At 68.2% G+C, this 24,264-nt stretch carries 18 protein-coding genes; all 18 read right to left on the bottom strand.

From position 1 onward, the window contains the following. Positions 1-29: 29 nt before the first annotated feature. The gene (locus M2282_RS29325) at positions 30-866 is read right to left on the bottom strand and encodes a PP2C family protein-serine/threonine phosphatase (RefSeq protein WP_280812296.1); all 837 of its coding nucleotides are present in this window, start codon (positions 864-866) and stop codon (positions 30-32) included. Positions 867-915: 49 nt separating this feature from the next. Then, positions 916-2,631: a type VI secretion system-associated FHA domain protein TagH gene (gene tagH / locus M2282_RS29320; protein WP_280812295.1), complete on the bottom strand. Its 1,716-nt coding sequence runs from the start codon at positions 2,629-2,631 to the stop codon at positions 916-918. A gap of 122 nt (positions 2,632-2,753) precedes the next feature. Continuing rightward, a complete protein-coding gene (locus M2282_RS29315) occupies positions 2,754-2,921 on the bottom strand; it encodes a hypothetical protein (RefSeq protein ID WP_280812294.1) in 168 nt (55 codons plus the stop codon). A 9-nt stretch (positions 2,922-2,930) separates the two neighbouring features. After that, the gene (locus tag M2282_RS29310; protein WP_280812293.1) at positions 2,931-4,220 is read right to left on the bottom strand and encodes a TIGR02270 family protein; all 1,290 of its coding nucleotides are present in this window, start codon (positions 4,218-4,220) and stop codon (positions 2,931-2,933) included. Between the two features lie 13 nt (positions 4,221-4,233). Continuing rightward, positions 4,234-5,118, bottom strand: a complete 885-nt coding sequence (locus tag M2282_RS29305) for a hypothetical protein (RefSeq protein WP_280812292.1) — start codon at positions 5,116-5,118, stop codon at positions 4,234-4,236. Between the two features lie 15 nt (positions 5,119-5,133). After that, entirely contained in the window at positions 5,134-6,267 is a 1,134-nt protein-coding gene (locus M2282_RS29300; protein WP_280812291.1) for a PAAR-like domain-containing protein, read from the bottom strand. Between the two features lie 2 nt (positions 6,268-6,269). Continuing rightward, positions 6,270-7,307: a hypothetical protein gene (locus M2282_RS29295; protein ID WP_280812290.1), complete on the bottom strand. Its 1,038-nt coding sequence runs from the start codon at positions 7,305-7,307 to the stop codon at positions 6,270-6,272. Continuing rightward, positions 7,304-8,416, bottom strand: a complete 1,113-nt coding sequence (locus M2282_RS29290) for a DUF2169 family type VI secretion system accessory protein (protein WP_280812289.1) — start codon at positions 8,414-8,416, stop codon at positions 7,304-7,306. The genes M2282_RS29295 and M2282_RS29290 overlap by 4 nt, the downstream gene beginning before the upstream one ends. Before the next feature lie 25 nt (positions 8,417-8,441). Next, a complete protein-coding gene (locus M2282_RS29285; protein WP_280812288.1) occupies positions 8,442-8,924 on the bottom strand; it encodes a DUF6484 domain-containing protein in 483 nt (160 codons plus the stop codon). Positions 8,925-8,948: 24 nt separating this feature from the next. Beyond that, a complete protein-coding gene (locus M2282_RS29280; RefSeq protein ID WP_280812287.1) occupies positions 8,949-11,327 on the bottom strand; it encodes a type VI secretion system Vgr family protein in 2,379 nt (792 codons plus the stop codon). A 56-nt stretch (positions 11,328-11,383) separates the two neighbouring features. Next, positions 11,384-11,779, bottom strand: coding sequence for a DUF4150 domain-containing protein (locus M2282_RS29275; protein ID WP_280812286.1), 396 nt, complete (start codon positions 11,777-11,779; stop codon positions 11,384-11,386). A 13-nt stretch (positions 11,780-11,792) separates the two neighbouring features. Beyond that, positions 11,793-12,455 carry a DUF3540 domain-containing protein gene (locus M2282_RS29270; protein ID WP_280812285.1) on the bottom strand — a complete coding sequence of 221 codons (663 nt, stop codon included), beginning with the start codon at positions 12,453-12,455 and terminating at the stop codon, positions 11,793-11,795. A gap of 53 nt (positions 12,456-12,508) precedes the next feature. Then, on the bottom strand, positions 12,509-13,528 hold the full coding sequence (locus tag M2282_RS29265; protein WP_280812284.1) for a pentapeptide repeat-containing protein: 1,020 nt from the start codon (positions 13,526-13,528) through the stop codon (positions 12,509-12,511). A gap of 29 nt (positions 13,529-13,557) precedes the next feature. Next, on the bottom strand, positions 13,558-16,152 hold the full coding sequence (locus M2282_RS29260; protein ID WP_280812283.1) for a DUF2169 family type VI secretion system accessory protein: 2,595 nt from the start codon (positions 16,150-16,152) through the stop codon (positions 13,558-13,560). An 18-nt stretch (positions 16,153-16,170) separates the two neighbouring features. Then, positions 16,171-19,059: a type VI secretion system Vgr family protein gene (locus tag M2282_RS29255; RefSeq protein ID WP_280812282.1), complete on the bottom strand. Its 2,889-nt coding sequence runs from the start codon at positions 19,057-19,059 to the stop codon at positions 16,171-16,173. Between the two features lie 24 nt (positions 19,060-19,083). Continuing rightward, positions 19,084-21,813, bottom strand: coding sequence for a type VI secretion system ATPase TssH (gene tssH / locus M2282_RS29250; RefSeq protein WP_280812281.1), 2,730 nt, complete (start codon positions 21,811-21,813; stop codon positions 19,084-19,086). 69 nt (positions 21,814-21,882) lie between these two features. Further along, positions 21,883-23,214 carry a methyltransferase domain-containing protein gene (locus M2282_RS29245; RefSeq protein ID WP_280812280.1) on the bottom strand — a complete coding sequence of 444 codons (1,332 nt, stop codon included), beginning with the start codon at positions 23,212-23,214 and terminating at the stop codon, positions 21,883-21,885. Further along, complete coding sequence (gene tssG / locus M2282_RS29240; protein WP_280812279.1) at positions 23,211-24,257, bottom strand: type VI secretion system baseplate subunit TssG; 1,047 nt, start codon at positions 24,255-24,257, stop codon at positions 23,211-23,213. The genes M2282_RS29245 and tssG overlap by 4 nt, the downstream gene beginning before the upstream one ends. Positions 24,258-24,264: the final 7 nt, after the last annotated feature.

Raw genomic sequence — 24,264 nt, 5'->3', positions numbered from 1 at the left:
GCGGGCGGCCTGCGAGCCGCCGTTCGTTCTCAGGGCTTGTCGGGCGCCGCCGCAGGCTCGTCGATCGGCGCCGGCATCGTCACTTCTTCCACCGCCGGCATCAGCCGCGTCGCATCGTCGTCGTTCTCGTCGGGCATCACCCACAGCGTGAGCGCCGTGTAGTTGTCGTGGCCCGGCTTGGCGTGCGCCTTGATCTGCGTGTCCAGCAGCTCGGTCCACTGGCTGGGCGTGCGCGCGGCGTGCAGCGTGTCGACCAGGCACTCGTCGCCCAGCGGCTCCCACACGCCGTCGCTGCACAGCAGCAGCACGTCGCCCGCCACGAGGCGCATGCGGTCGGACACCGCGATGTCGGGCGCCTCCTCGATCGAGCCGAGTGCCGACAGCAGCATGTTGCGCTGCGGATGCAGGCGTGCGCCCTCCTCGTCGAGCATGCCTCCCGCGACCATCTGCTGCACCAGGCTGTGGTCGGTGGTGCGCGCCACGATGGCGCCGCCGCGAAAGAGATAGGCGCGGCTGTCGCCGCTGTGCACCCAGGCGAGCGCCTGGCTCTCCAGGTCGATGGCCGCGAAGACCACCGTGGAGCGCATGCCCGCGAGCTTGCCGCCCTCGGCCTGGCGCGCCACCACGTCGCGGTTGGCCTGCTCGACCAGCGTGCGCAGCGTGAATTCGTCCAGCCCCGGTGCCGTCGAGAAGCCGCCCAGCATGCTGCTGCGCGCCGTGGCCGCGGCCACGTCGCCGCCGCCATGGCCGCCCGCGCCATCGGCCACCAGGCAGGCGACGTAGCGCTCGTCATGCCAGTGGCCATGGACGTCCTCGTTGTAGCTGCGGCCGCCCTGTCGGGACAAGGTGACGATTTCGATTTCCAAGCGGGGTGCCTCGCGATTGCTGGTGTTGTTGTGGTTGCCGCGGCCGGGCTCACTGCCCGTCGGACTTCAGGCGCGCCATCTGCTCTTCGTAGGCTTCGAGAAATGCCTTTCCGAAGAGGTTGTGGAAATCGTCTTCCGCCTCGCTCGCGATGCCGCCGTAGAGCGCCACGAACTGGTCCCAGAGCTTGGCCTTGCGGTTGGCGCTGAAGAGCGCATCGAGCGCCGACTTGGCGCTGATCTTCTTCTCGAGCTCCGCGGGTTCGAAGCGCGTGATGACATGCGCCAGCGCCGCGCGCATGCCCACCATCACGCCGAACTGGTGGGCGCGCAGGTCGTTGAAGGCATCGCGCATTGCGGCCTCCGGCGGCATGAAACCGCGCACGCCCGGCCCCAGCAGGTGCGCGAGCGCCACCTCCACCGTGGGCGAGAACTTCAGCGGGTTGTTGGCCTGCGCCGCGATCATCGTGACCTCGGCACGCACCTCGCGCTTGAACTCCTGGCGCGTGAGCAGCAGCTGCAGCGTGCCCTCGGTGGCGCTGCGCAGCATCGAGCCGATGCGCTCCATGAGGCCGGGCGTGAGCATCTCGGGCGGCTGGTGCGTGCTGGCGATGCCGCGCAGGAAGGCGGCGAGCAACTCGTCGTCGGAAGCCGTGCGCTCGGCGCGGGGCGCGGCCGCTGCAACCGGCACATGGGCGCGTTGAGCAGCAGGAGGCGGCGGCAGGGGAGGCAGTGGCTCCAGCGGCCGGATGCCGACGTCGGGGCCGCTGATGCGTATGGGCTGGCCTGTGATGTCGTCGAACTGCGGCAGCGCCTCCGCGGGTGCCGCGGACACCGGCCGGGGCGCGGGTGGTGGTGGAGGCGGCGGTGGTGGCGGCGGTGGCGTCACCGCATTCGGGGGCGTGAAGCCGAACTGGTCGATCGGCAGGTGATCGGAGCGCGGCATCGGCGTGGCGGGCGCGGCGCTCTGCAATGCGGCGAGCGGATCGGCCGAGGACGCCGTGTTCGGCTGCAGCAGCGGATCGGCCAGCGGCGACAGCGCAAGCGGATCGCCGCCGATGCCGCCGCCACTGTTCATGCCACTGAAGAGCTCGTCGATGCCGGCCGCCTTGCCGTGCGCGGGCGGCGCGCCCAGGTCGGAGAAATCGTCGAGCGCACCGATGCCCGCGGCCGGCGCGGAACCCGGCGTGGGCCCGAGCAGGTTGGCGAAAGGATCGACCTGCGCGGCCTGTGCGTTGCGCGAGCCCGTTTCCATCGGGTCGGGAAAGAGCAGCGAGTCGGAGATGGCCGGCGCGGGCGTCCTGGCCGCACCGGGCGAAGCCGGCGCGGCTGCCGGCGGCGAGCCGAGCCCCGCGAGCAGATCCGCAAACGGATCGTCACCCGTGCCCCCTGTCGGCGCGGCGGCCGGCGCCGACATGATGGTGTTGGGAATCGCCAGCGACGGCGGCGCCGCCGCGGCCGTCATGCGCACGCTGAGCTCGAAGCTGCCGACCACCAGCCGCGCGCCATCGGTGAGCGCCGCTTCCTTGCCCGAACCCAGCGACACGCCGTTGCACTGCATCGGATTGCTGCCGCGGTCGATGACGAAATATTGCCCGTCGCGGCACAGCACCTGCGCATGCACGCGCGAGACGGTGCGGTCGGGATCGTCGAGCACCAGCGTGTTGGTGTCGGCCCGGCCGATGGTGCCCCCGTTGGGCCCGAAATCGGCCGCGATGGGCTGCCCCGCCGGAGCGCCTTGCCGGGTGATGACAGCGATATGGATCATGAAACGGCCCCCGAGGCTCTAGGCCCTTCTATGCCCGAACAGCGCCCATCACGCACGGGCGTACATGGGCGAAAAAACTCAGAAGGAGTATTCATTCCGTGGGGCACGTTGGCAATCTCGCCTTAAGAGGTATGCCATTGCAGCCAGGCGGCGACGGCGATGAAGATGAAGGCGATGAGGAGCCAGGTGCGCACGGCGGCATCGCGCACCGAGCCGCCTCTCGCGCAGCGCAGCCCCGCCGCGAGCAGGAAGGCGGCGGCCAGTGCGGCGAGGATGTATTTCGCGGCCATCCGTGGTGTTCATTCGTCCGGCCATTGCGCGAGCCAGCGCTGCTGGCGCCAGGCCGGCGCGCCCGTCGGAAAGAGCTTGCTGCCGGGGCGCAGCAGGCAGAGGTATTCCGCGGCCGCCATGCGCTGGCGCTGGCAGCCGTGCCTGAGCACGCCCACGCAATGCGCCCACGACGGCACCGCGCCCATGAAGTAGCGCTCGCCCGGCGCAAAGCCGTGCCCGTGGGCGGCCCACCAGGCGCCGATCCGCGCGGGGTCGGGCCAGGGCAGTCCGTCGTCCTCGTTCATGGCGACGTCCTCGTCTTCCGGCGCATCGCCGGGGTCGGACTCGATGCCCTCGGGCGGCTTGCGCTCCAGGTCGAGCCAGGCCAGGTCCAGGCCGGTGACGGTACTGAACGCTTCGCCCGCAAGGCGCGAGAGTGCCGGGTCTTCCATCTGCGTGATGAGCCAGGGCACCAGCCGCGTGTCGCCCACCGTGCCCGCGCTGCGCACGGCGTCGCGCACGTGGGCGGGCTTGTCGAGCATCTCCGCCAGCAACGGCGCGGCCTGTGCCGGCGTCGCGAGCTTGAACAGCAGCGACAGCGCGAGGCGGCCGTGCGGCGTGCCGGGCAGCAGCGTCGCGTCGTGCAGCGCATGGATCGGCTTGTGGCGCTCGCCGAGCAGCACGGCCGAGCGCGCGGCCCAGAAACGGCAGCCGGCATCTTCGTCTTCCAGCGCGCCCAGGCATGCGGCCGCGAGATCGCGCCTGCCGCATTCGCCCGCGGCGCGCAGCGCCTGTGCGCGCAGCACCACGCCGGCATCGGCAACGGCGGCATTCAGCGCCTCGCCGGGGTCGACCATGTGGAAGTCGCAGGCGGCGATGGCGACTGCGCGGCGAAACGCGTGGGGCGCATCGAGCATGTCCTTCGCGATGCCGCGCAGCGACTCGCCCGACGCCCAGCCGCCGGCCAGTGCGACCGCGTCGCGCACTTCGGGCAGCAGCTCGGCGACGGCCAGCAGGCGATCGAGCCGCGGCAGGTCGTGGTTCTCCAGTGCCAGCACGATGGCCGCGAACACCTCGCCGCGCCCGGCGCGCGCGAGCGCCTCGTCGCAGGCCCTGCTGCCCGCATCGCGCGCCACCGCGAGGCCATCCAGGTGCGCGGCCAACCTGTCGTCCAGGCGCCGCAGGTGATGCAGCTTCGTGTGCCCGGAAGCGGCCAGGAAGAAGCGCTGATTGCACAGCAGCGCGGCTTCTTCCGCGTGGCGCTGCACGACGAGCGCCACCGGCGCGGCCGCGCTGCGTGCGATGGTGGCGGCGGTCATGCGGAGCGCCCGCTCAGTCGTACCTGCGCCACGCCGTGCCGTCGAACGACGCCACGTCGGCTTTCCCGACCGACCAGAGCACGCCCTGCGCCGTGCTGAGGCTGTAGCCGGTGACCGGCCCCATCGCGCCGTAGTCCACCGGCACGAGGCGGTTCGCATCCAGCGTGTAGAGACCCGACATGGTCGCCACGTGCAGCCTGTCCTGGAACCAGCACAGGTCCCACAGGTCGGCCGTGACTTCGTCTTCCCAATCCACGGGCGTCCATGCATCGCCGCGTCCGCTCACGAGCACGCCGCCCTGTCCCGCGGCATACACGAGGCCGTTGCCCGCGCAGCAGACGGCCGTGAGGATGACGTTGGTGGGGCTGCCGCACTGCGTCCATGCCGCGCCGTCGTGGCGCCAAATCTCGCCGGCCCAGCCGACCGCGTAGATCTCGTTGTCCGCATAGCCGTCGATCGCCTCGAAGCCGAACACCTCGGTCTGCGCGGCGCGCGGCGCGCTCATGTCGATCCACTGCCGATCGCCGGTGCGCTTGAAGACCTGTCGCTTGCTGCCGCACGCATGCACGTGGCCGCCGATCTCGCGCGCGTTGCGGATCATCACGGGCTGCGGCGCGATCGTCTCGTCCTCGCGCCGCCCGCCCACGTAGGTGGCGACGTCGCCGTCCTCGCCGATGAGCACCAGCTTCTGCGACGGCAGCTTCGCCACGGCGACCGCGGTCGCGTTCCAGGTGGTGTTGAAGGCGTCGCCCCAGTTGCCCTTGTAGAGCCCCACCAGGCTCACGTGGGCGATGTCCTGTTCCAGCAGCGTCTTCATCTGGCTGATGACGTACACCAGGTCCGCCAGGCGCGCCGCGCCCCGCACGAACTCACGCTGGATCGATACCTTCTCGGCCATGGCGGCTCCTTGTGTTCACGGCAGCGGCGCGCCCAGCGAGCCGGCCGTCTTGTTGATGGTGTCCTGCAGCGACGAATAGTGTTCGATGTCCGTCTTGCCGGTCGATGAATGCTTCACGTCCTTGCTCGCATCGCCCAGCCCCTTGTGCCCTTCCTTCAACTGGGCCTCGATGCATTTCTGGTCGCAGTGCGGGGCCACGGCCTTCGCGCCCGCGGCGCAGTGCGTCACTTCCTTGTCGAAGGACCGGTGCGTGCCGTGCGCCACGTCCGATGTGGTCTTGTGGTGCGTGTGCCGCAGGCCGTGCGTTCCGGAGCAGCTGCCGCCTTCGGTGCACATGCACGGCGCATCCTCCATGCGGTATTTCTTCCAGCCCGTCATGGGCTTGCCGCCATAGCTGTCCTTGAAGAACGAACTCTTCGGCACGATGTGGTCGCCGGTCTGCGCGGGGCAGCAGCCCTTGATGCCGTCCTCCGCCTTGGGCGAGGCCTGGTAAGGCACGAGGCGGCAGCGGCGCGCGGCGGCGCACTCGTTCTCGCTCGCGCGCTTCGCGGCACCCGGCAGGTCTGCCTTGATGGACGCGAAATCGCCGGCCAGGCCGGTCTCGGCGCAGACATCCTTGCCGTTCTTCTTGGCCGGCTTGTACTCGGCGCAGGCGCGCTCCTCGCGTGCCTTGTCGCCGTCGCACGCGGTCTTGTCGATGTCGCCGTCGGCCATCGAATCGACGAACGGCCAGGGGATGGATTCGTTGGCCGTCGGGCTGCCGTGGTTGTTTGTGGTCTTGTCCAGGTGGCGCACCGCGTTCTCGCCCTCGAACTTCACGTCCATCGACCAGTCGATGAAATACACCTTGCCCTTGTTTTTGCTGGAGACCACGCCCTTCTTGGCCGCGCTGCCCGCCTCGTCGCCCGACGAGGTCTTGAAGTACGACTTGTTCTTCAACATGATTTCCTGGCCCGAGATCTGCACGCTGCGGCTGCCGTCGGTGGTGTCCGACGCGAGCCCGGTGTTCGGGTAGGGCACGGGCACGCCCGGCGGCGTCGCGGGGTTCTCCGGCGGCGTCATGCACACGTCGGGCGTGGCGCAGATGGTCTTGCCCGCGCCGGCCTTGCATGCCACCTCCCGCCCGTTCGCGAAGACCTGGTTGGCCATGCTCACCCTCCCGTGAAATGCCAGGAGAAGACCATCGAGGCGCGCTTGCCGTCGTCGTTGCCCATGTGCAGCAGCACGTTGTCGCCGCGCGCATAGGCCTTCTCGCAGGCTGCCTTGAGCACGGCGATCATCGCGAGCCCCACGGGCGCGCCCACTTCGCCGATGCAGTCGGCCGGATGCCACACGTCGAACTCGGTGCGCTTGGTGCGGTCGATGCGCCCGAACGCCAGTGTGGCCTCCTTGAACACGTACTGCCCCCCCGAGGCATCGATGATCTTGAAGTCCAGGATGCTCTCGCCGCAGCCCGCCTCCCGCAGCGACTGCTTGATGGCCGAAGTGAGTCCGTCGGCGCGCAGCGGCTCCTCTGAATCGATGTGGGCCTTCTCGACCGCGAAGCCGATGCCGCGGCACACCAGTTGCCCCCACGGCTGCGCGCGCAGCGGCTCCACGAGCAGCGCGGCCGCGCCTTCGCCGGGAATGAAGCCGTCGGAATTCGCGCTCGTCAGCAGCCGGTCGCGCGCCTCGCAGTCGGCAAGTACCGCGCCGTCGAGCAGGCTGTCGCTGGCCGCCACCAGGACCTGCGAGGCGACCGAAGCATCCAGAAGCTCGCGCGCGCGGTACAGCGCCACCGCGGCCGAGACATGGCCCTGCGCGATGACCGAGGACTGCTGATGAAAGTCGAAGCCCATCTCGTGCTGCAAGGCTTGCAGGAACTGCGCGTCGCTGCGCACGACGCGGCCCGGCCGGTCGGCTTCGGCCAGGCAAAGAAGCAGCGGCGTCGCCTCGCAGGCGGCCCGGTCGAAGCCTTCCAGGCACTCGCCGATCGCGCGAGCGGCCATCGCCAGCAGCTTTTTTTCGCCGCGCCACGGCGCCTGTAGCGCGACCTCGCAGCCCATGATCCACTCGCCGTTGCGGTCCCTGAACGCGGTCTGCTGGAAGTTGTCGATCGCGCCGCGGATCGCCGCGCAGCTCGCCGCCGCGTCGAGCCCGACGCCTGTCACCAGGCCGGTGCGGCTGACGACGAGAGGGGTCGCGCTCATGCCGCCTCCTGCGGCGCTTCGCGCCGGCCGCGCACCAGCTCGCCCAGCGAGGGGTGGTAGGTCTTGCCGAGCGCGCGGGCGCGCCACCAGCCGCGCGACTTCGTGCCCGCCAGGATGCTGGAGATCTCGAACATGTTCTTTCGCAGCGGCACCGTGCTGCGCCACGCCAGCGTCATAAACCCCCGGTCCGCATGAATGGCGATCGTGTCGAGCACCGCGCGCGTTTCCTCGTGCCCGCCCTTGCGATGGAAGAAGGTAACGGGCACCTCGCGCGACGGCAGGTGGAAGCGCGTGTGCCCCTCGGGTGTCAGGTTGGCCAGCGCCATCTCCTCGCCGCCGAGAGGATGGGCGATCTGCTGGTCGGCGGGCGCCGCCTGGTAGTAGTCGTCTCGAAAGTCCGCCGGCAGGAACGGGAAGGTGTTGTCGATCCAGTCCTGGTCGTAGGTGCCCGCATGGGGCAGCCGGCCCGACCAGCCCCTGCCGAGGGGCCCGAGCGCCATCGGCGCGAAGACGCCGTCGGGCGCGTCGACAGGGTGATCGAGCGCCTCGGTGTTCGGCAAGGGCGCGCCGTCCACGAAGCGCGCCTGCAGGTTGCGGTGCCAGCCGCGCCCCACCGGGTTGGCCATGTAGGCGGCGTGCCGGGACGGGTCTTCGTGGCGCTCGTCCACGCCGCCGAACGCCACGTCGTAGGTGATGGCCCTCGTGACGAAGGGCAGCGGCAGCGAGGCCCGGCAACCCGAGAGCCCCGCCTCCCAGTGCCGGTCGCCGACGACCGAGAACACCTTCTTCCAGTGCCCGAGCCGCACGCCCACCGCCACGCGCTGCGCGGGCTCGCCGTGCGGCGCGTGCGCGCTGCCCGACACCAGCACGTCGCAGCGCAGCTTGCGCGGTGCGAAGTCCACCTCTTCCGCGGGCGCCGAATACCCCGGCGCGCCGGTGAAGGTGTCGGCCGTGATCAATGGGCGCTGCGCCGCGAGAAGCTCCGCCGTTCCGCCGTCCGCGGGAATCGCGAACGTGCCCTTCACCACCACCACCAGCAGCTCGCGTCCCGAGGGTTCCACGCCCATGGTGTAGCCGACGGTCATGCCGGTGGCGTTCACGATTTCCATGTCGGGTCTCCGTCCGTTCGGTCGTTCAGTTGATCTGCACCGCACCGCCCTTGACCCGGTTCACGCCCGTGGACCGGGAGAGCACGTAGCTGCCCTGGATCAGCACCTTGCCCGCGCGGGTGAGCGTGATGCTGGCCTTGCCGCAGCGCAGCACCATCTGCTCGCGCGCGCTCACGACCATGCGCGCGCCGTCGGCGTCGACCTCCACCTGCGCCGGCTGCTCCGCGAGCGGCCAGCCCTCGCTCCCGCGAATCACGCCCATCACGATCGGGCGCGCCGCATCGGCCTCCTCGAACATCAGCACCACCGCCGCGCCGATGTGCGCGCCGTGCAGGTCGGCCACGCTGCGCGCGCGCACGGCCGCGGTGCCCGGCTGGCCCGGAAACATCACGAGCGGCGTGCGCCCCTCGTCGGCGATGGCGACCAGCTCGCCGGTCACCACGCCGCCGCATGGCGAGGGGGCCAGGGCTTGCTGCATTCCGCTCTCGATCAGGTCTCTGCCGCTCATGGTGTGGTGCTCCGTCGATGGTGTTCAGTTCTGCAGGATCTTCGAACCCTTCATCACGATGTCGCTGCTCGCCTTCGCATTGATCTTTCCCGAGGCGTCGATCGTGATGTCCTTGCCCTTGATGACGATGGTCCCGTCCTTCTTCATCGTGATGCTGGCGCTGCCGGTGGTGATGGAGATCGAGTCGCCCGCGCTGATGACGAGGTTCTTGCCGACGGTGACCGAGTCGTCCTTTCCCACGCTGGTGGTGCGCCCCTGGCCCACGGTGCGCGATTCGTTCTTGCCCACGGTCGTCGTGAGGTCCGCGCCCACGTCCACCGAGCGGTTCGCGCCGATGCTGCTCGATTGGTTCGCGCCCACGTTGATCGTCTGGCTCGCCCCCACCGTCACCGCCTGCATCGCGCCCACCGTGATCTCCTGCGCCGCGCCCACCGTGATGGTCTCGTTGATCCCCACCGTGTGCGTGCGCTGCAGCGCCACCGTCGCTGTCTCGCTCGCGCCCACCGTGATCGAGCGGTTCTGCCCGATGGAGATGGTCTCGTTCAGGTCCACCGTTTCCGTGCGGTTCATGTGGACCGTGATGGTCTCGTTCTTGTCCACCGTCTCGGTGCGCTGGCCGTGCACGGTGATCGTCTCGTTGTTGTCCACCGTCTCGGTGCGGTCGTGCTTGACGTGCGTGGTCTCGTCGTGGTCGATGGTCTTGGTGCGGTCGTGGCCGACCCAATGGGTCTCGTCGTTCTCGACCTCGATGTCCTGGTTCTTCTCGGCGTGCAGGTACACCTGCTCGGCGCCCTTCTTGTCCTCGAAGCGGAACTCGTTGCAGTTCGAGGCACTGCCCTTGGGCGTGGAGCGCGTGCGAAAGCCGCTCTGCGTGTGCGAGCCGAACGGGATCGGCTGGTCGTCGTTGTAGACGCGGCCCACGATGATCGGCCGGTCGGGGTCGCCGTTCAAAAAGTCGACGATCACCTCCTGCCCGATGCGCGGAATGAAGTACCCGCCCCAGCCCTTGCCCGCCCACGGCTGCGACACGCGCACCCAGCAGGTGGACTTCTCGTCGCTCTTGTCGTAGCGGTCCCAGTGAAAGTGCACCTTCACGCGACCGAAGTCGTCGGCATGGATCTCCTCGCCCGCCGGCCCCACCACGATGGCCGACTGCGGGCCAGGCATCACCACGCGGGGCGTGAGCCGCGGCGGGCGGAACGGCACGTCGACCGGCAGCGCGGTGATCAGAAAGGCGCTTGTGCCCTGCGGGTCGGTGCGCAGTGCGGGCACGCTGGCGATCAGCGCTTCGAGCGCGGGCCGCGCCTCGGCGTTCACCGCATCGTCGGCGAGCGCTTCGCGCAGCGCCCCTTCGATGGGCATGCGCGGCGCGCTGTGGGGAATGCTCTCGTAGCCCGGATGGCTGGCCGCGAAGGTGCAGGCCGCGATGATGTAGTCGCCATCGCGCACGCCGTCGGGGTCGCCCTCGAAGGTGAAGCTGCGCCCGGCCGTCACATCGGGCCAGGTGGTGAGCGCCCAATGGCGCTGGCGGCGCGCGACGATCTCTTCGCCGCGCAGCTTGCCCTTGTCGTCCGCGTCGCCGCCCGAGAAATAGCCGCCGGCGAATTCAAAGGCTTCGAACTCGGCCAGCTCGTGCTTGTCGGGGGCACCGCCCGCGGCTTCGAGCTTCTTCTTGATCGACTTGAAGTTGCTGTCCTGCGATGCGTAGGTGCCGGTGTCGAACTGCCGCGCGCTCACCCAGCGCGAGATCTCGTTGTGGCGCGCCTCGGTGGTGTCGGTCGCCACATGGCGCAGGGTGCCCTCGACCGGCAACTTGTCATGCGCCATGTCGCTCGCGTCCGACAGGTGCATGGTGCCGGGCGCATCGTGCGCGTCGAACCAGTAATAGATACCTTCGTCTTCCAAAAGCCGCGATAGAAATTGGTAGTCGCTTTCCTGGTGCTGCACGCAGTAGCGGCGCGGGTTGTGCGTGCCGATGACGTTGCTGGTCTTGGTCTTCTTGAAGCGCTTGATGGGGCTGTCCTCGAACACGGCGTCGAGCACGTCGAGCACCTTCTTGTCCTGCAGGATGCGCGAGTTGATACGTTTGGTGAGCAGCCAGAACCACGAGCGCAGGCCGATGCGGTATTCGAAGTGGCGCCCCACGTGGCCGGTGCGCTCCAGGCGCACCGCGTGCCCCTGGCAGTGGCGCTCGTGCACGCCGCCGTCCTTGTCCTGGAATTCGATGACCACGTCGAACGCGCGGCCCAGGATGTCCTTGGCGTCGAGCGCGCGGTTCTTCGAGAGCACGGTGAGCTCGTAGGTCGACGCGCGCGCGAGCGCCTCGTGGCCGACGATGCGCCAGAACATCAGCTCGCCGTTGACGGGCGAGTCGCTTTCGATTCGGAATTCGTGATCAGCCATGGGTTGGCCTTCTCCCCTTCCGCGGCGCCGGAGCGCCGGTCTTTACCGATGTTTCTCTATGGCGCCAGCAACAGAACGAGCGGCTGGCTCGGCACCGTTCGCACGCCCGGGCAGTTGGTGCTGTTCTGCAGTGAGACGCTGGTCAGGCGCGTGGCGGGCATGCCCATCAGCAGCACGGTGAAGGCGCCGGTCAGATGGCGGCTCGGGCCCATGACGGTGCCCGACGCCACGCCCAGCAACACACCTGCGTTGTCGCCGTTGGTCATGGGAATCGTGGTGCCCAGGTTGTGCGCCGGCCCGCCCATGATCAGGATCGTGGGGCAGTTCGGGATCGCCATCGGTCCCATCGCGATGTTCGGATACGGCACCGGAATCGGCGACGGCGCGGCGGGCGTGACGCAGACATCGGGGAAGCCCATGTCGGTGCCCATCAGCTGGCAGTTGGCGAACATGACCGTTGCTCCCTCAGCCGAAGTGGATCTGCGCGCCCCGCGCCTTGACCAGCTCGCGACCGTTGATCAGCGTGTGCTCGCCCTCGATGCGCATCAACTGTGCGGCCTCGCATTCGACATGCGTGGCCGATACGCGGTCGATGCCTTCGGTGGTGCGCAGGTAGCTCTTGCTGAAGTGCTGGACCCGATCCATCACCGAGGACAGCATCGCGCCGACGATCCGGATGCGGGTGCCGATGAAGCTCAACTCGCGGCCGACGACCTCCGCTGTTTCGGTGGACACGGTGACCTGGCGGGTCAACACGTCCAGCGCGTCGGCGCTGACACCGACGCGCTTCGCGTCGAGTTCGAGCGATCCGCCATCCACGGCAATGCGCAGCCCGTCTTGGCAGCGCAGCACGTTGGGCGTGCCCTCCTCGCGCTGCAGCACAGCAGTGATCCAGACCTCGTCCGGCGCGATGCACAGGCATGCGACGCTGTCGCCCGCGGCCGGCTCGAGCAGGCAGCTGGCCGCGCGCGTGGCGCGCAGTTGCTGGTCGCCACTGTTCACTTGCGGCCGGCCTTCGCCATCGAAGGCGACGATGCCCACGCACCAGGTGCCGCCGATGGGCTGGGCCGCACGGCGCTTGCGCGAGCGGGCGGGCGCGGTTGCGGTCGAAGACTGAGGGGTAGGCATCGTCGAGTTCATCTCTGGAATCCTTTGGTGTCTGATAGTTATCCAGGCGCCGGCTAGGCGACCGCCGGTTGCCAGCGTTCGGCTGCGGCCAGTTCCGGGTCGGACTCGATGGCACTCGCGCGGTCGGTCATCTGCGCGTTCTCGGTATTGGCGCCGTGCAGCACAGTGCGCATGAGCCGGGCGCGGCGCAGATCGGCGTTGCCAAGGTCGGCGTGCCGGAAGTCGGCATAGGTCAGGTCTGCGCCGGTGAAGTCGGCGCCACGCAGCTTCGCGCCGGCGAAATGCGTCTGATGCAGATCGCAGTCGGCGAAACGCGCGCCCGGCAAGGCGGCGCCGGTAAAGAGCGCCTGCCGCAAACGTGCGCCGGAAAAGTCGATGCCCCCTCCGACGGCATCGCAGAAGATCGTCGACGGTGCCACCGCCTGGGTGAACTTTGCGCCCTCGAGGCTACCGCCCTGAAAGTTGCACTGCCGCAAGACGATGCCGCTGAAGTCCGCCCCGGAAAGATCGGAGCCGGTGAACTGGCAGCCCTCCAGTTCGAGCCCGGCGAACGACTTGCCCTTCAGCGACGTCTTGAAGAACACGTTGCGCAGCATCCGGGCGCCATGCCAGGTCAGGTGCGTCAGGTCGCAGCCTTCCATGGTGGTGTAGGGCCAGTGGGTGTCGTCCGCGCACACGTCCAGCAGGCTCGAACCGGTGATCACCGCAGAACCGAGATGCGCCCCGCGCAGCCCCGCGTGGTCCAGCTTGCAGCGCGACACGGTGGCCATCGACAGCGAAGCATCGGTGAGCTGGGCATGCGCCATGTCGCATTCGCTGAACACCGCCCCATGCAGGTTGCATCCGCGCAGGTCCGCGTGGTCCAGCAGGCACTGATTGAAGACGGCCTTGCGCAGGTTCGCACCCGAAGCGATGGCACCGCGCAGGTCGCACCGCTCGAACACGGTCTCGCGCAGATCGGCACCGCGAAGGTCGGCTTCGGCCAGGCGCGTGTTCGAGAAGATGCCGCCGCCCAGCGTGAGCCCGGCATACCCGCCCTTGGCGAGATCGCGCCCTTCGACCGCCTCGCCCATGCACACGGCCAATGCCAGCAGTCGGGGCGTCATGCGGCCGCCTGCTGTTCGGGGCTCAGGCGCGGCCAGGTGCGCGCACGCTGTAGCAGGGCGCCATCGAAGCTGGTCGATCCGTCCAGCCGCACGCGGCTGAGATCGGCGCCGAAAAGATTGCTGCGGCGAAGATCGGCACCGCGCAGGTCGGCCGACTGGAGGATGGCATCGCTGAAGTTCACGCCCGACAGCAAGGCGCGGGTGCAGACGGCCTTGCGCAGCAGGGCGCCCTTCGCGCTCGCGAGCCGCAAATCGGCCTCGTCGAGCCGGGCTTCGCAGAGATTGGCGCCATCCAGCAACGCGCGCACCATCCTTGCGCCGCGCAGGTCGCCGCCCCCGAAATTGAAGTTGCGCAGGTCGGCCTGGCTCATGTCGGCAGCCGCAAGGCTCGATCCCTTGACGGCGACAGCCCCGGCGCAGTGTGCGCCCATGAGCTTGGCGCCCTCCAGGTTGCAGGTCACGAAGGTCGCGCTCGCCAGCGTCGCGCCCTGCATGTCGACGCCCGGGAGATCCGACTCCAGGAAGCTGCATGCAGACAGGTCGGCATCCGGCCAGCGCATGCCGCTCAGATCGAGCTTGTGGAAGACCTGGCCCGGGAGCTTCGCCGCGCTCCAGTCGGCGTTTCCCCAGGTCGTCTCGAGCAGATTGGCCTTGGCGAAGTTAGCCCGGCGCATCTGGGTGTCCGCGAAGGCGCAATGCATCAGCATCGTCTCGGAAAAATCGGATTCATCGAACACGCCGCCTGCGAACCGGGCTCTGCCCAGGTTGGACCTGACGAACTTCGTGCCTATCGCAATCGCCCCCTCGAGATTGGCATGGGCCAGCACCGCCCTCGAGAAGTTGGCGCCCGAGAGATTGGAGCCCGCGAGGTTCGCGCTCTCGAGCCATGCGCCTTCGAAATTCATGTCGCGCAGATCGAGCCCCGACAGATCGGCGCCCGTGAGGTCGATCTCCGCGAAGAACAGGATGCCGAGAGAACGCGCGCGTCCGATCTCCGCGCGCAGGAGAAGTGCCTCTTCCTGCGGCATCGCAAAGGCCGGCGGCTGCGTGTGCGCCGACTGCAGATAGCCCACGCGTTGCGCCTCCTCGATGCGGCACAGCTTTGGATAGAAGGCACCGAGGTCGATCGGCTTGCTCGTTGCGTTGGCCTGCGCCTGCATCTCGGCCAGTTGGCGCTTGGCGTTGTACAGGGGCGGCCCGCGGTGCTGCAGTGCGGCCACGTCCACCTTCTTCTCGTCGGCCATGACCAGGGCCTTCTCGATCGCAGTGACCGCTACCTCGACCGCCGCCCACTGCTGCGCCTTGGCTTCCTTCATCTGTTTGGCCAGGTAGGCCGGCAATGCATCGCCGGTCGGCACGGCTTCGCGCGGCGGCATGCGGATGCCCAGCGCGTCGGGGTCCTGGCCCATGGCAATGACCTTCTCGCGCGCGATCTCCACATCGAGCTCGGCCCGGTACCGCTGCGTCTCGGCCTGCAGGCCAGCGATGGCGAAAGGCTCCTTCGCGGCCTCCACGTCGGGATCGGCAGTGTCGATGCCCTCGGGCAGCAGATCGCTGTCGATGATCGAGTAGATGGCGCCCATCTCCGGGTCCGCGCGCTTGGCCTTGGCCTCCAGGTAGTGCGCGTCGGATCGCGGCTCACCCACGCGCTCGACCGCACCCAGAAGGCTGACTACATCGGAGCCGTCGTCGGTGCCGACCTCTGCCAGGCCCTGGAAGATCGCGACGCAGCGCTCCGCATGCGGGAAAAACCACACCGTCGTCAGCCGCAGCGGCACTTCGCGCACCTTGGGCTCGCCGGCGGCCATCGCGTAGCCGACGAAGACCCGCGCCTTCAGCCCCGGCAGGCGGCCCTCGATCGACCGCTTCTGCGGGTGCATGTTCTCGAACGAGAACGGCTCGTCACCAGCAAGCGGCGCATCCATCCACTGGTCGGGCGGCGCGAGGTTGAAGTAGCGCCAGTCGGCGTCCGGCGCGAACCCCGGCGCGTGCTGCTTCAAGTAGTCGGCATCGTAGGTGCCGCGGTACTGCACGCGTTGCGGATGCATCAGGTCCAGCGCGCCCATGCCGGCCGGCGTGATGGCCTGGTCGGGGCGCAGCAGGCGGTCGTTCGGCAGTTCGATGTTGGGCAGCCATGCCGCGCCTTCGACCCTTGCCCGGCCACGTCCGCCGGGGTTGAGGGGGAAATCCGGTCCGCCATAGGCCCTGGACCAGTCGATTGGCATTTCCTCGAAAGGCCGGGCCTCGCTCGGATTGCCGCCATCCCAGTAGCGGTCTCCCAGCACCAGGAGTGTTTTCTCCCGCGTGCCGAAGCGTGCCCGCACGGCACAGCCGGTGGATTGGCCCGGGGGCGGAAACGCTTTGCCGTGCACCAGGAACTCCGGCGTGAGCTTGGCCACGCCTTCGTCGATCAGCGGCTGGGCCATTTCCTTGGCGAGGAAGGACCACATCGACTGCTCGGCCCAGAGCGTTCCGCGCTCTGCCTGTGCGAACGGCAGGTGCAGGCAGGCACTGATGCTCAGGCCGAAGCGCTTGCGGAATTCGATGGGGCGCGTCGACAGGCCGAGCGCCTGGGGTTTGAGGATGTGCATGACTGCGTGCTGCCTTGCCTACGAGCCACTGCCGCCCGAGCCCGAACCGGAGGGTGGCGTCCAGGACGTTCCCCTCTCGCGGTAGCTGCTGGCGCTCGTTCCGTCGGCATTTGTGGACTTGTCGTCGCCCAGCGCTTCGGCACCCTTGTCGTCGGTGGCGGTGGCGGCCGCCCCCAGCGCGCCCATGGCCAGCGTCAACGGCAAGGTGATCGGCATGAACACCCCGAACGCGCCGGTGTACGCCGACGCAGCGCCTTGCGAGCTCCGGTCGCGCGTGATCTGCGCCAGCTTGGACAGCCGGCCCGCCAGCCCCGGCAGCCCTGCGTCCTCCGCCTCTTTTGCAGCGTCCTTCAGCTTGCCGGCCGCCTCGTCGTACTGCTTCAGCGTGTCGCCGATGCCCTTGATCCCGGTGCCCACGCCGGCAACCAGCCCAATGACGCCGGCCACAGCGGCGGCATAGGCGGGCCCGCCCGCGCCGCCCGGGCTGATGACCTTCAGCGGCGTCAGGTTCACGTCGGCGGTGGAGATGGCCTTGATCTCCGGTGCCGCGCAGTTGATGAGCTTGATGGCCAGCGCATTCTCGATCGACACGCCGATGAAGTTGCTCATCGCCAGCGACACCGCGTTCTCGATGCTCAGCCCCATGAAAGTGGAGCTGGTGATGCCCAGGTTCGCCTCGGAGTTGTTGCCGATGTAGCCGCTGGTATTGGGCCCGAGAACGGTGGTGTTGGAACCCACCGAGGTCTGGTCGATGCTTCCCACTGCCATCAACTCGATGCCGGTGTTGCTCATCAGCTTGATCTTGTTGGCCATCAGGGCCAGCGGACCGGTAGGCACGGTGATGTACTTGGAGCTGGAGCCGGTAACCATCCAGTCGATGTGTCCGGCCTCGAAGCTCATCTTCGCGGCCTTGTAGGTCAGGTTGCCGCTCACGTTGATGGTCTGGTTGCCGGTCACGGTTCGGGTCTCGCCGGCGCGCGAGATGTCGCTGCGTGCGCCGACCACCTCATGGGTGCCGGTTCCGGTCACCTTCAGCATGTCGTTGCTGTCGATGAAGGTGTCGCGGTTGCCCACCACCTGGTTGTTCTGGTTGCCCTTCACCGTGTTCTTCTGGTCGACCACCACCATGGTGGTCTCGTTGCGCGTCACGGTGCTCTTGCGGTCGCGGTCCACGTGCTGGGTCTGGTCGCGCTTGACGGTCACCGACTGGTCGCGGTCCACCGTCGTCGAGTCGTCTCGCTCCACGCTGCGGCTCATGTCCAGCTCGGCGTGGATGTTGATGTTCTCCTCGCCCTTCTTGTCCTCGAACATGATCTCGTTGTAGTTCGCGGGACCGCCGCCGGGCGTGGAGCGGGTCTTGAAGCCGCTCTGCGTGGGCGACTTGTACGGAATGGGCTGGTCGTCGTTGTAGACGCGGCCGACGATCACCGGACGGTCCGGGTCGCCGTTGAGGAAATCGACGATTACCTCCTGCCCGATGCGCGGAATGAAGTACCCGCCCCAGCCCTTGCCGCCCCAGGGCTGCGATACGCGCACCCAGCAGGTCGATTTCTCGTTGCTCTCGTCGTAGCGGTCCCAGTGGAAGTGCACCTTCACGCGGCCGTGGTCGTCCACGTGCAGTTCGTCGCCGGCGGGGCCGACCACGATGGCGGTCTGCGGGCCGGGCATGGTCACGCGCGGTGTGAGGCGCGGCGGGCGGTAGGCGCGCTCCAGCGGAATTGCGGTGATCAAAAATGCACTGGTGCCCGGCTGCGAGGTGTTGAGCATCGGCGTGCTGGCGATCAGGTCGTCCAGCACCTGCAGCGTGTCGGCGTTCACCGCATCGTCGCGCAGCACATCGGCCAGCGCGGTGCGCACGTCCTGTGTCACGGCCATGCCGGCGCCGACGCTTTCATAACCCGGATGGCTCGCCATGAAGGTGCAGGCCGCGATCACGTACTCGCCGTTGCGCGTGCCGTCGGGATCGCCCTCGAACTTGAAGCTGCGGCCGGCAGTCACGTCGGGCCAGGTGGTCAGCGCCCAGTGGCGGTCGCGGCGCGCGTTGAGCTCGTCGCCGCGCAGCTTGGTGCGGTTCTCGCCGTCGTCGCTTGTGAAATAGCCGCCCGGGAATTCGAACTCCTCGAAGTCGGCCAGCTCGTGGTCGTCCTTCACGTCGATGGTGGCGCCCAGCTTCTTCTTGATCGCCTTGAAGTCGCTGTCGCGCGAGGCCTGCTTGCCGGTGTCGAACTGGCGCGAGCTGATCCAGCGCGAGATCTCGTTGTGCCGCGCCTCGCTCGCATCGCTGGGCATGTAGCGCAGCGTGCTTTCGACCGGCAGCTTCTCGTGCGCGAGATCGCTCGCGTCCGACAGGTGCATGGTGCCGGGCGCGTCGTGCGCATCGAACCAGTAGTAGATGCCCTCGTCCTCCAGCAGGCGCGAGAGGAACTGGTAGTCGTTCTCCTGGTGCTGCACGCAGTAGCGCCGGGGCGTGTGGGTGCCGATGACGTTGCCGGCCTTGGTCTTCTTGAAGCGCTTGATCGGGCTGTCCTCGAACACCGCGTCGAGCACCTCCAGGATCTTCTTGTCCTGCAGGATGCGCGAGTTGGTGCGCTTGGTGAGCAGCCAGAACCACGAGCGCAGCGTGATGCGGTATTCGAAATGCCGGCCCACATGCCCCGCGCGCACGAAGCGCACCGCATGGCCCTGGCAGTGCCGCTCGTGCTTGCCGCCGTCCTTGTCCTGGAACTCGATGACCACGTCGAAGGCACGGCCCAGGATGTCCTTGGCATCGAGCGCCTTGTTCTTCGAAAGCACCGTGAGCTCGTAGGCCGACGGGCGCGCAAGGGCCTCATGACCCACGATGCGCCAGAACATCAGGTCGTCCTTGGCGGGTGAATCGGTCTCGATGCGGAACTCGTGGTCGGCCATTTTTTGCTCTTGAAAGATGGACTCTTAGTCGAAGGCGTAGGTGAAGTCGGCGTCCTTCACGTCCAGCGCGACGCGGCGGATCTCGCCACCCGAAGCCAGGCGTTGCAGGTACTCGACGGAAATCGTGGGCAGCACCGTGTTGGTCAGGATCGCGTCGATCACGCGGCCGCCCGACTCCGGGTCCTGGCAGCGCGCGACCACCTGCTCGATCACCGCCTCGGTGTATTCGAAAGGCACGCCGTGGTTGGTCTCCACGCGCTTCTTGATGCGGCCCAGTTGCAGCCGCACGATCTTCTTCATCATGTCCGGCGACAGCGGGTAATAAGGAATCGTGACGATTCGGCCCAGCAGCGCGGGCGGGAACACCTTCATGAGCGGTGCCTTCAGCGCATCGGCCAGCGCGTTCGAATCGGGCAGCAGCTCGGGGTCGCGGCACATGCTCATCACGAGCTCGCTGCCGGCGTTGGTGGTCAGCAGGATGATCGTGTTCTTGAAATCAATCATGCGGCCCTCGCCGTCTTCCATCCAGCCCTTGTCGAAGACCTGGAAGAAGATCTCGTGCACGTCGGGGTGGGCCTTTTCCACTTCGTCGAGCAGCACCACGCTGTACGGACGGCGGCGCACCGCTTCGGTCAGGATGCCGCCCTCCCCGTAGCCCACGTAGCCGGGCGGAGCGCCCTTGAGCGTGGAGACGGTGTGCGCCTCCTGGAATTCGCTCATGTTGATGGTGATGATGTTCTGCTCGCCGCCATACAAAGCTTCTGCAAGTGCGAGCGCGGTCTCGGTCTTGCCGACGCCCGAGGTGCCGCAGAGCATGAACACGCCGATGGGCTTCTGCGGGTTGTCCAAACGTGCGCGCGAAGTCTGGATGCGGCGCGCGATCATCTCCAGTCCATGCTTCTGGCCAATGACGCGCTGGTTGAGCGTGTCGGCGAGCTTGAGCACCGCCTCCACTTCGTTCTTGACCATGCGGCCGACGGGAATGCCGGTCCAGTCCGCGACGACGGAGGCCACGGCCTGCTCGTCGACCGAAGGCAGGATGAGCGGCGATTCGCCCTGCACCGCGTGGATCTTGGCTTGCAGCTCGTGCAGTTCTGCCAACAGCGTCGCACGGTCTTCACTCCCTCCCCCGCTGGGGGAGGGTTGGGGTGGGGGCACGACGGCGTTCGCATCGCCGCCGGCAGGCGCTGCATCCACCGGCTTATTGCCCGCACGCAATTTGCTGCGCAACTCCAGCAACCGATCGACCAGCCCCTTCTCTTCCTGCCAGCGCGCATTCAGCGCTTCGAGCTGCAGCTTCGATTCGACCAGCAGCGCCTCGACCTGCGTCGAACGCTTGGTCACGTCGATGCCGATGGTGGCCTCGCGGCCGATGATCTCCTGCTCGACCGTGAGCCCTTCGATGCGGCGCATGCAGTCTTCAACCTCGGGTGGTGTCGCATGCTGCGACACGGCCACGCGGGCGCATGCGGTATCGAGCAGGCTCACGGCCTTGTCTGGCAACTGGCGCGCGGGAATGTAGCGGTGCGAGAGCTTGACCGCGGCCTCGATGGCCTCGTCCAGCAGCTGAACTCGGTGGTGCTTCTCCAGCACGCTGGCCACGCCGCGCAGCATCAATATCGCCTTCACCTCGTCGGGCTCGGGCACCTGCACGACCTGGAAGCGGCGTGTGAGGGCCGGATCTTTCTCGATGTACTTCTTGTACTCGGCCCAGGTGGTGGCACCGATGGTGCGCAGGTTGCCGCGCGCGAGCGCGGGCTTGAGCAGGTTGGCCGCATCGCCGGTGCCGGCCGCGCCGCCCGCGCCCACGAGCGTGTGGATCTCGTCGATGAAAAGAATGATCGGCGTCGGCGAGCTCTGCACCTCGTCGATCACCTGGCGCAGGCGCTGCTCGAACTCGCCCTTCATGCTCGCACCGGCCTGAAGCAAACCGATGTCCAGCGTGAGCAGCTTCACGTCCTTGAGTTGCGGCGGCACGTCACCGCGCGCGAGGCGCTGTGCGAAACCTTCGACCACCGCGGTCTTGCCGACGCCGGCCTCGCCGGTCAAGAGCGGATTGTTCTGGCGGCGGCGCATGAGGATGTCGACGATCTGGCGGATCTCTTCGTCGCGCCCGGTCACCGGGTCCATCTCGCCCTTCTTGGCCTTCTCGGTGAGGTCGACCGCAAACTTCTTCAGCGCATCGCCCTTGCCCATGGCCGCGGGCGCCATCGCGCCCGAGTCTTCGCCCGGGGCGCCGCTGCCCATGCCGGTGCCGTCCTGCGCGCGCATCTGAGATTCGGGCGAGGCGTCGCACACCTTCGGGAAGTTGTCGGCCAGGTCCTCGACCTTGATCTTCTCGAACTGCTTGGAGAGGTTGAAGAGCGGATTGCGCAGGCTCTGCGTCTTCAGCATGCCCACCAGGATGTAGCCCGTGCGCACCTGCGCCTCGCCGAACTGCAGCGTGGCGTAGGTCCAGGCGCGTTCGATGGCGTTCTCGATGTGCGGAGAAAAATCGCTGATCGCGGTGGCGCCGCGCGGCAGGCGGTCGAGCGCCGCGGTCATGTCCTTGGCAATCACCGACACATCGAGGCCGTAGTGCTGGATCACGCGGTGCAGGTCGGAGTCCTGCGCCTGCAGCAGCTGGGCGAACCAGTGCTCCAGCTCCACATAGGGGTTGCCCCGCATCTTGCAGAACACCGTGGCGCCTTCGATGGCCTTGTAGGCCAGCGAGTTGAGCTTGCCGAAGAGGGCGGTGCGACTGATTTCACTCATGGAAGACTCCGTATCTGTTGAAGACGATTCATCCCGGGCAATTTGAAGTTCGGCGATCCATGCCCGGTGTCATTGCGCAGAAAGCCTTGCGCTGGCCAGCCAACCCTGCACGTCCTGCCCCGCCTCGCGGCGAGGAACGATCGGCTCGATGCGAACGGCACCGAAACCGGCGCTCGCCAGACAGGCCTCGACATGCGCTGCCGCATGGCAGTAGCGGCCGTTGCCTTCGAGCCTGAAGTCATCCCGGCCGCCGGCCATGGCCTCGACCGTGAACGCCACGCCGCCTTCGGGCCGCAGCGCGCGCGCGGCGGCCGCCAGCACTTCGTGCAGGTCGCCGAAGTAGCACAGCGTGTCGGCCGAAGCCACCAGGTCGAACCGGGCGGGCTGGGTGTGCAGGTAGTGGGTGAGCTCGGCCTTGTGCAGCACGTCGTAGCCGCCGCGTTGCTCCGCGCGCTGCAGCATGCCGACCGACAGGTCACAGCCGGCCAGGTGCGAAGCCCAGGGCCGCAGCAGCGGAGCGCAGAGCCCGGTGCCGCAGCCGGCATCGACCACGGCCAGATTCGCGGCGGGCGGGCCGAACATGTCCTGCACCGCGCGCGCCACCAGTTCGGGGGCGCGGTAGTGAAGCTTCTCCAGGCTGGCATCGAAGCTTCCGGCGTAGCTGTCGAACACGGTCTCGACGTAGCCGTCGCTCGCGCGTGCCGGCGTATGTCCCTCGCAGGCGGCAAGAAGATGCGAGACCACCGGGTTGCCGGGCGCTTCGACCAGCCACTCGCGGTACATGCCGATGGCCTGCTCGCGCTCGCCGAGCAGCTCCAGCGCGCGAATCACCCGCGAGCGCGCGCTCATGTTGCGCGGCTGCAGCACCACCGCCCGGCTGTTGGCGATGACGCTCTCGTGGATGCGCCCCTGCTCCATCAGCGCGATCGACAGGTTGTACCAGGCCTCGCTGAACGCCGGCCGCAGTTCGATCGCGCGGCGGCTGACGCGCTCGGCGGCCTGCCAGTGGCCTTTGCCGCGTTCGAGCGTGGCGATATTGCTCAGCGCGTCGGCGCCTTCGTCGCCCTTGGCGAAGGAGACGCTGTTTTCATAGGCACGCATCGCATCGTCGACGCGCCCGGCCTCGACCAGCAGGTTGCCCAGGTTGTTCCAGGCGCCGCTCTGTGCGGGTTGCAACGTGAGCGACCGCCCGATCAGCGCGATGCTTTCATCGGCACGGCCCTGCGCATGGCGCAGCAAGCCCATGTAGTGCAAGGCGTCGGGGTCGGCGGGCGCGGCCCCCAGGATGCGGGCGAGCAACTCGTCGGCCGCATCCAGCTGCTTCGCCTTCATCAGGGTCGCCGCTTGCGCCAGCGCCTCGTCGAGCGCGAGCGTGTCTTCGCGGGCGGATGCCGTCGTCATGCGGCGGCTCCCACAGCAGTCTGGGCGGTCCGGACGGTCATCGAGCTGTTGCCGATGCGCACGTCCGCCGCGTCTTTCGAACGCTTGTCTTGACCAAGCCACGAGGCCCAGCCCAGGCGCGGCGCATTGCCGGCCTTCTGCCCGAGCCGCGTGACGGGCACCTCGGTTTTCTCGAGCACCAGCTCGGCATCCCATTCGAGTTCGTCGCCGAGCAGCTGCTGCATCCAGCGCTGCAGCACCGGCCGCGCGGTGCCGATGGGCAGGAACATGCGGTACTGGTCCAGCGTGAGCGGCCCCATGTGCAGGCGCACGCGGTGCTGCCGGTCCCACGCGCGGGTGCCGAGCATCGCGCCCATGCCCATCGAGCGCGAGCTCTCGCCACGCCCGAGGCGCGTGACCTCGTCCGCGGGCACGCGCATCCAGTGGCCGACCCAGCGCTCCAGCGTCACCGGCACGCCGAAGTAGCTGCACAGCACCGACTCCACGCTCTCGGCGTTGTGCACGCGGCGCGCAAGCCAGCCCGAGAAATGAAGGCGCGCATCGTCGTGCACCTCGTCGCGCCCGATCCGGCCCGGCGTGCCGGTGCCGATGAGCGCGCCGATCTGCAGCCTGAAGCGGTCTTCGCCCGGACGGTCGAGCGCCACCGCGGGCCGTGCCTGCGCCCACGCGCGGTAGAAGTGCAGCGAGAAGCGATGGAGAAAGCTGTCGAGAAACGCCAGCCAGGTCGGGTCGCCGTGATTCAGGCTGCGCTCGCGGATGAAGTCGCTCAGGTGAACCGGCAGCGGGCCGTTGGGTCCGACGTAGCTGAAGAAATGTTGGCGCAGGCGCGGCGGCGAGTACGCGGTCGCGGGCTCGAAGCGGCTGAAGCTGGCAGGTGCGAACGAAAGCGAGGGTTCCTGTCCCACGCGCACCGGCTCGGCGCTCGGCAGCAGCGCGCGGCCCCAGCGCGGCGTGGTCGCGGCGACGGACTCCAGCCTGCGCATCACCGCGAAGTAATCGAACGACCACGGCTGCGCCGACCACCCGCGCAGCGCCGTGTCCACACGTGTG

The sequence above is a fragment of the Variovorax boronicumulans genome (assembly GCF_029892485.1).
Classification (GTDB): domain Bacteria; phylum Pseudomonadota; class Gammaproteobacteria; order Burkholderiales; family Burkholderiaceae_C; genus Variovorax; species Variovorax boronicumulans_B.
This window is presented reverse-complemented; position numbering and strand designations above follow the sequence as displayed.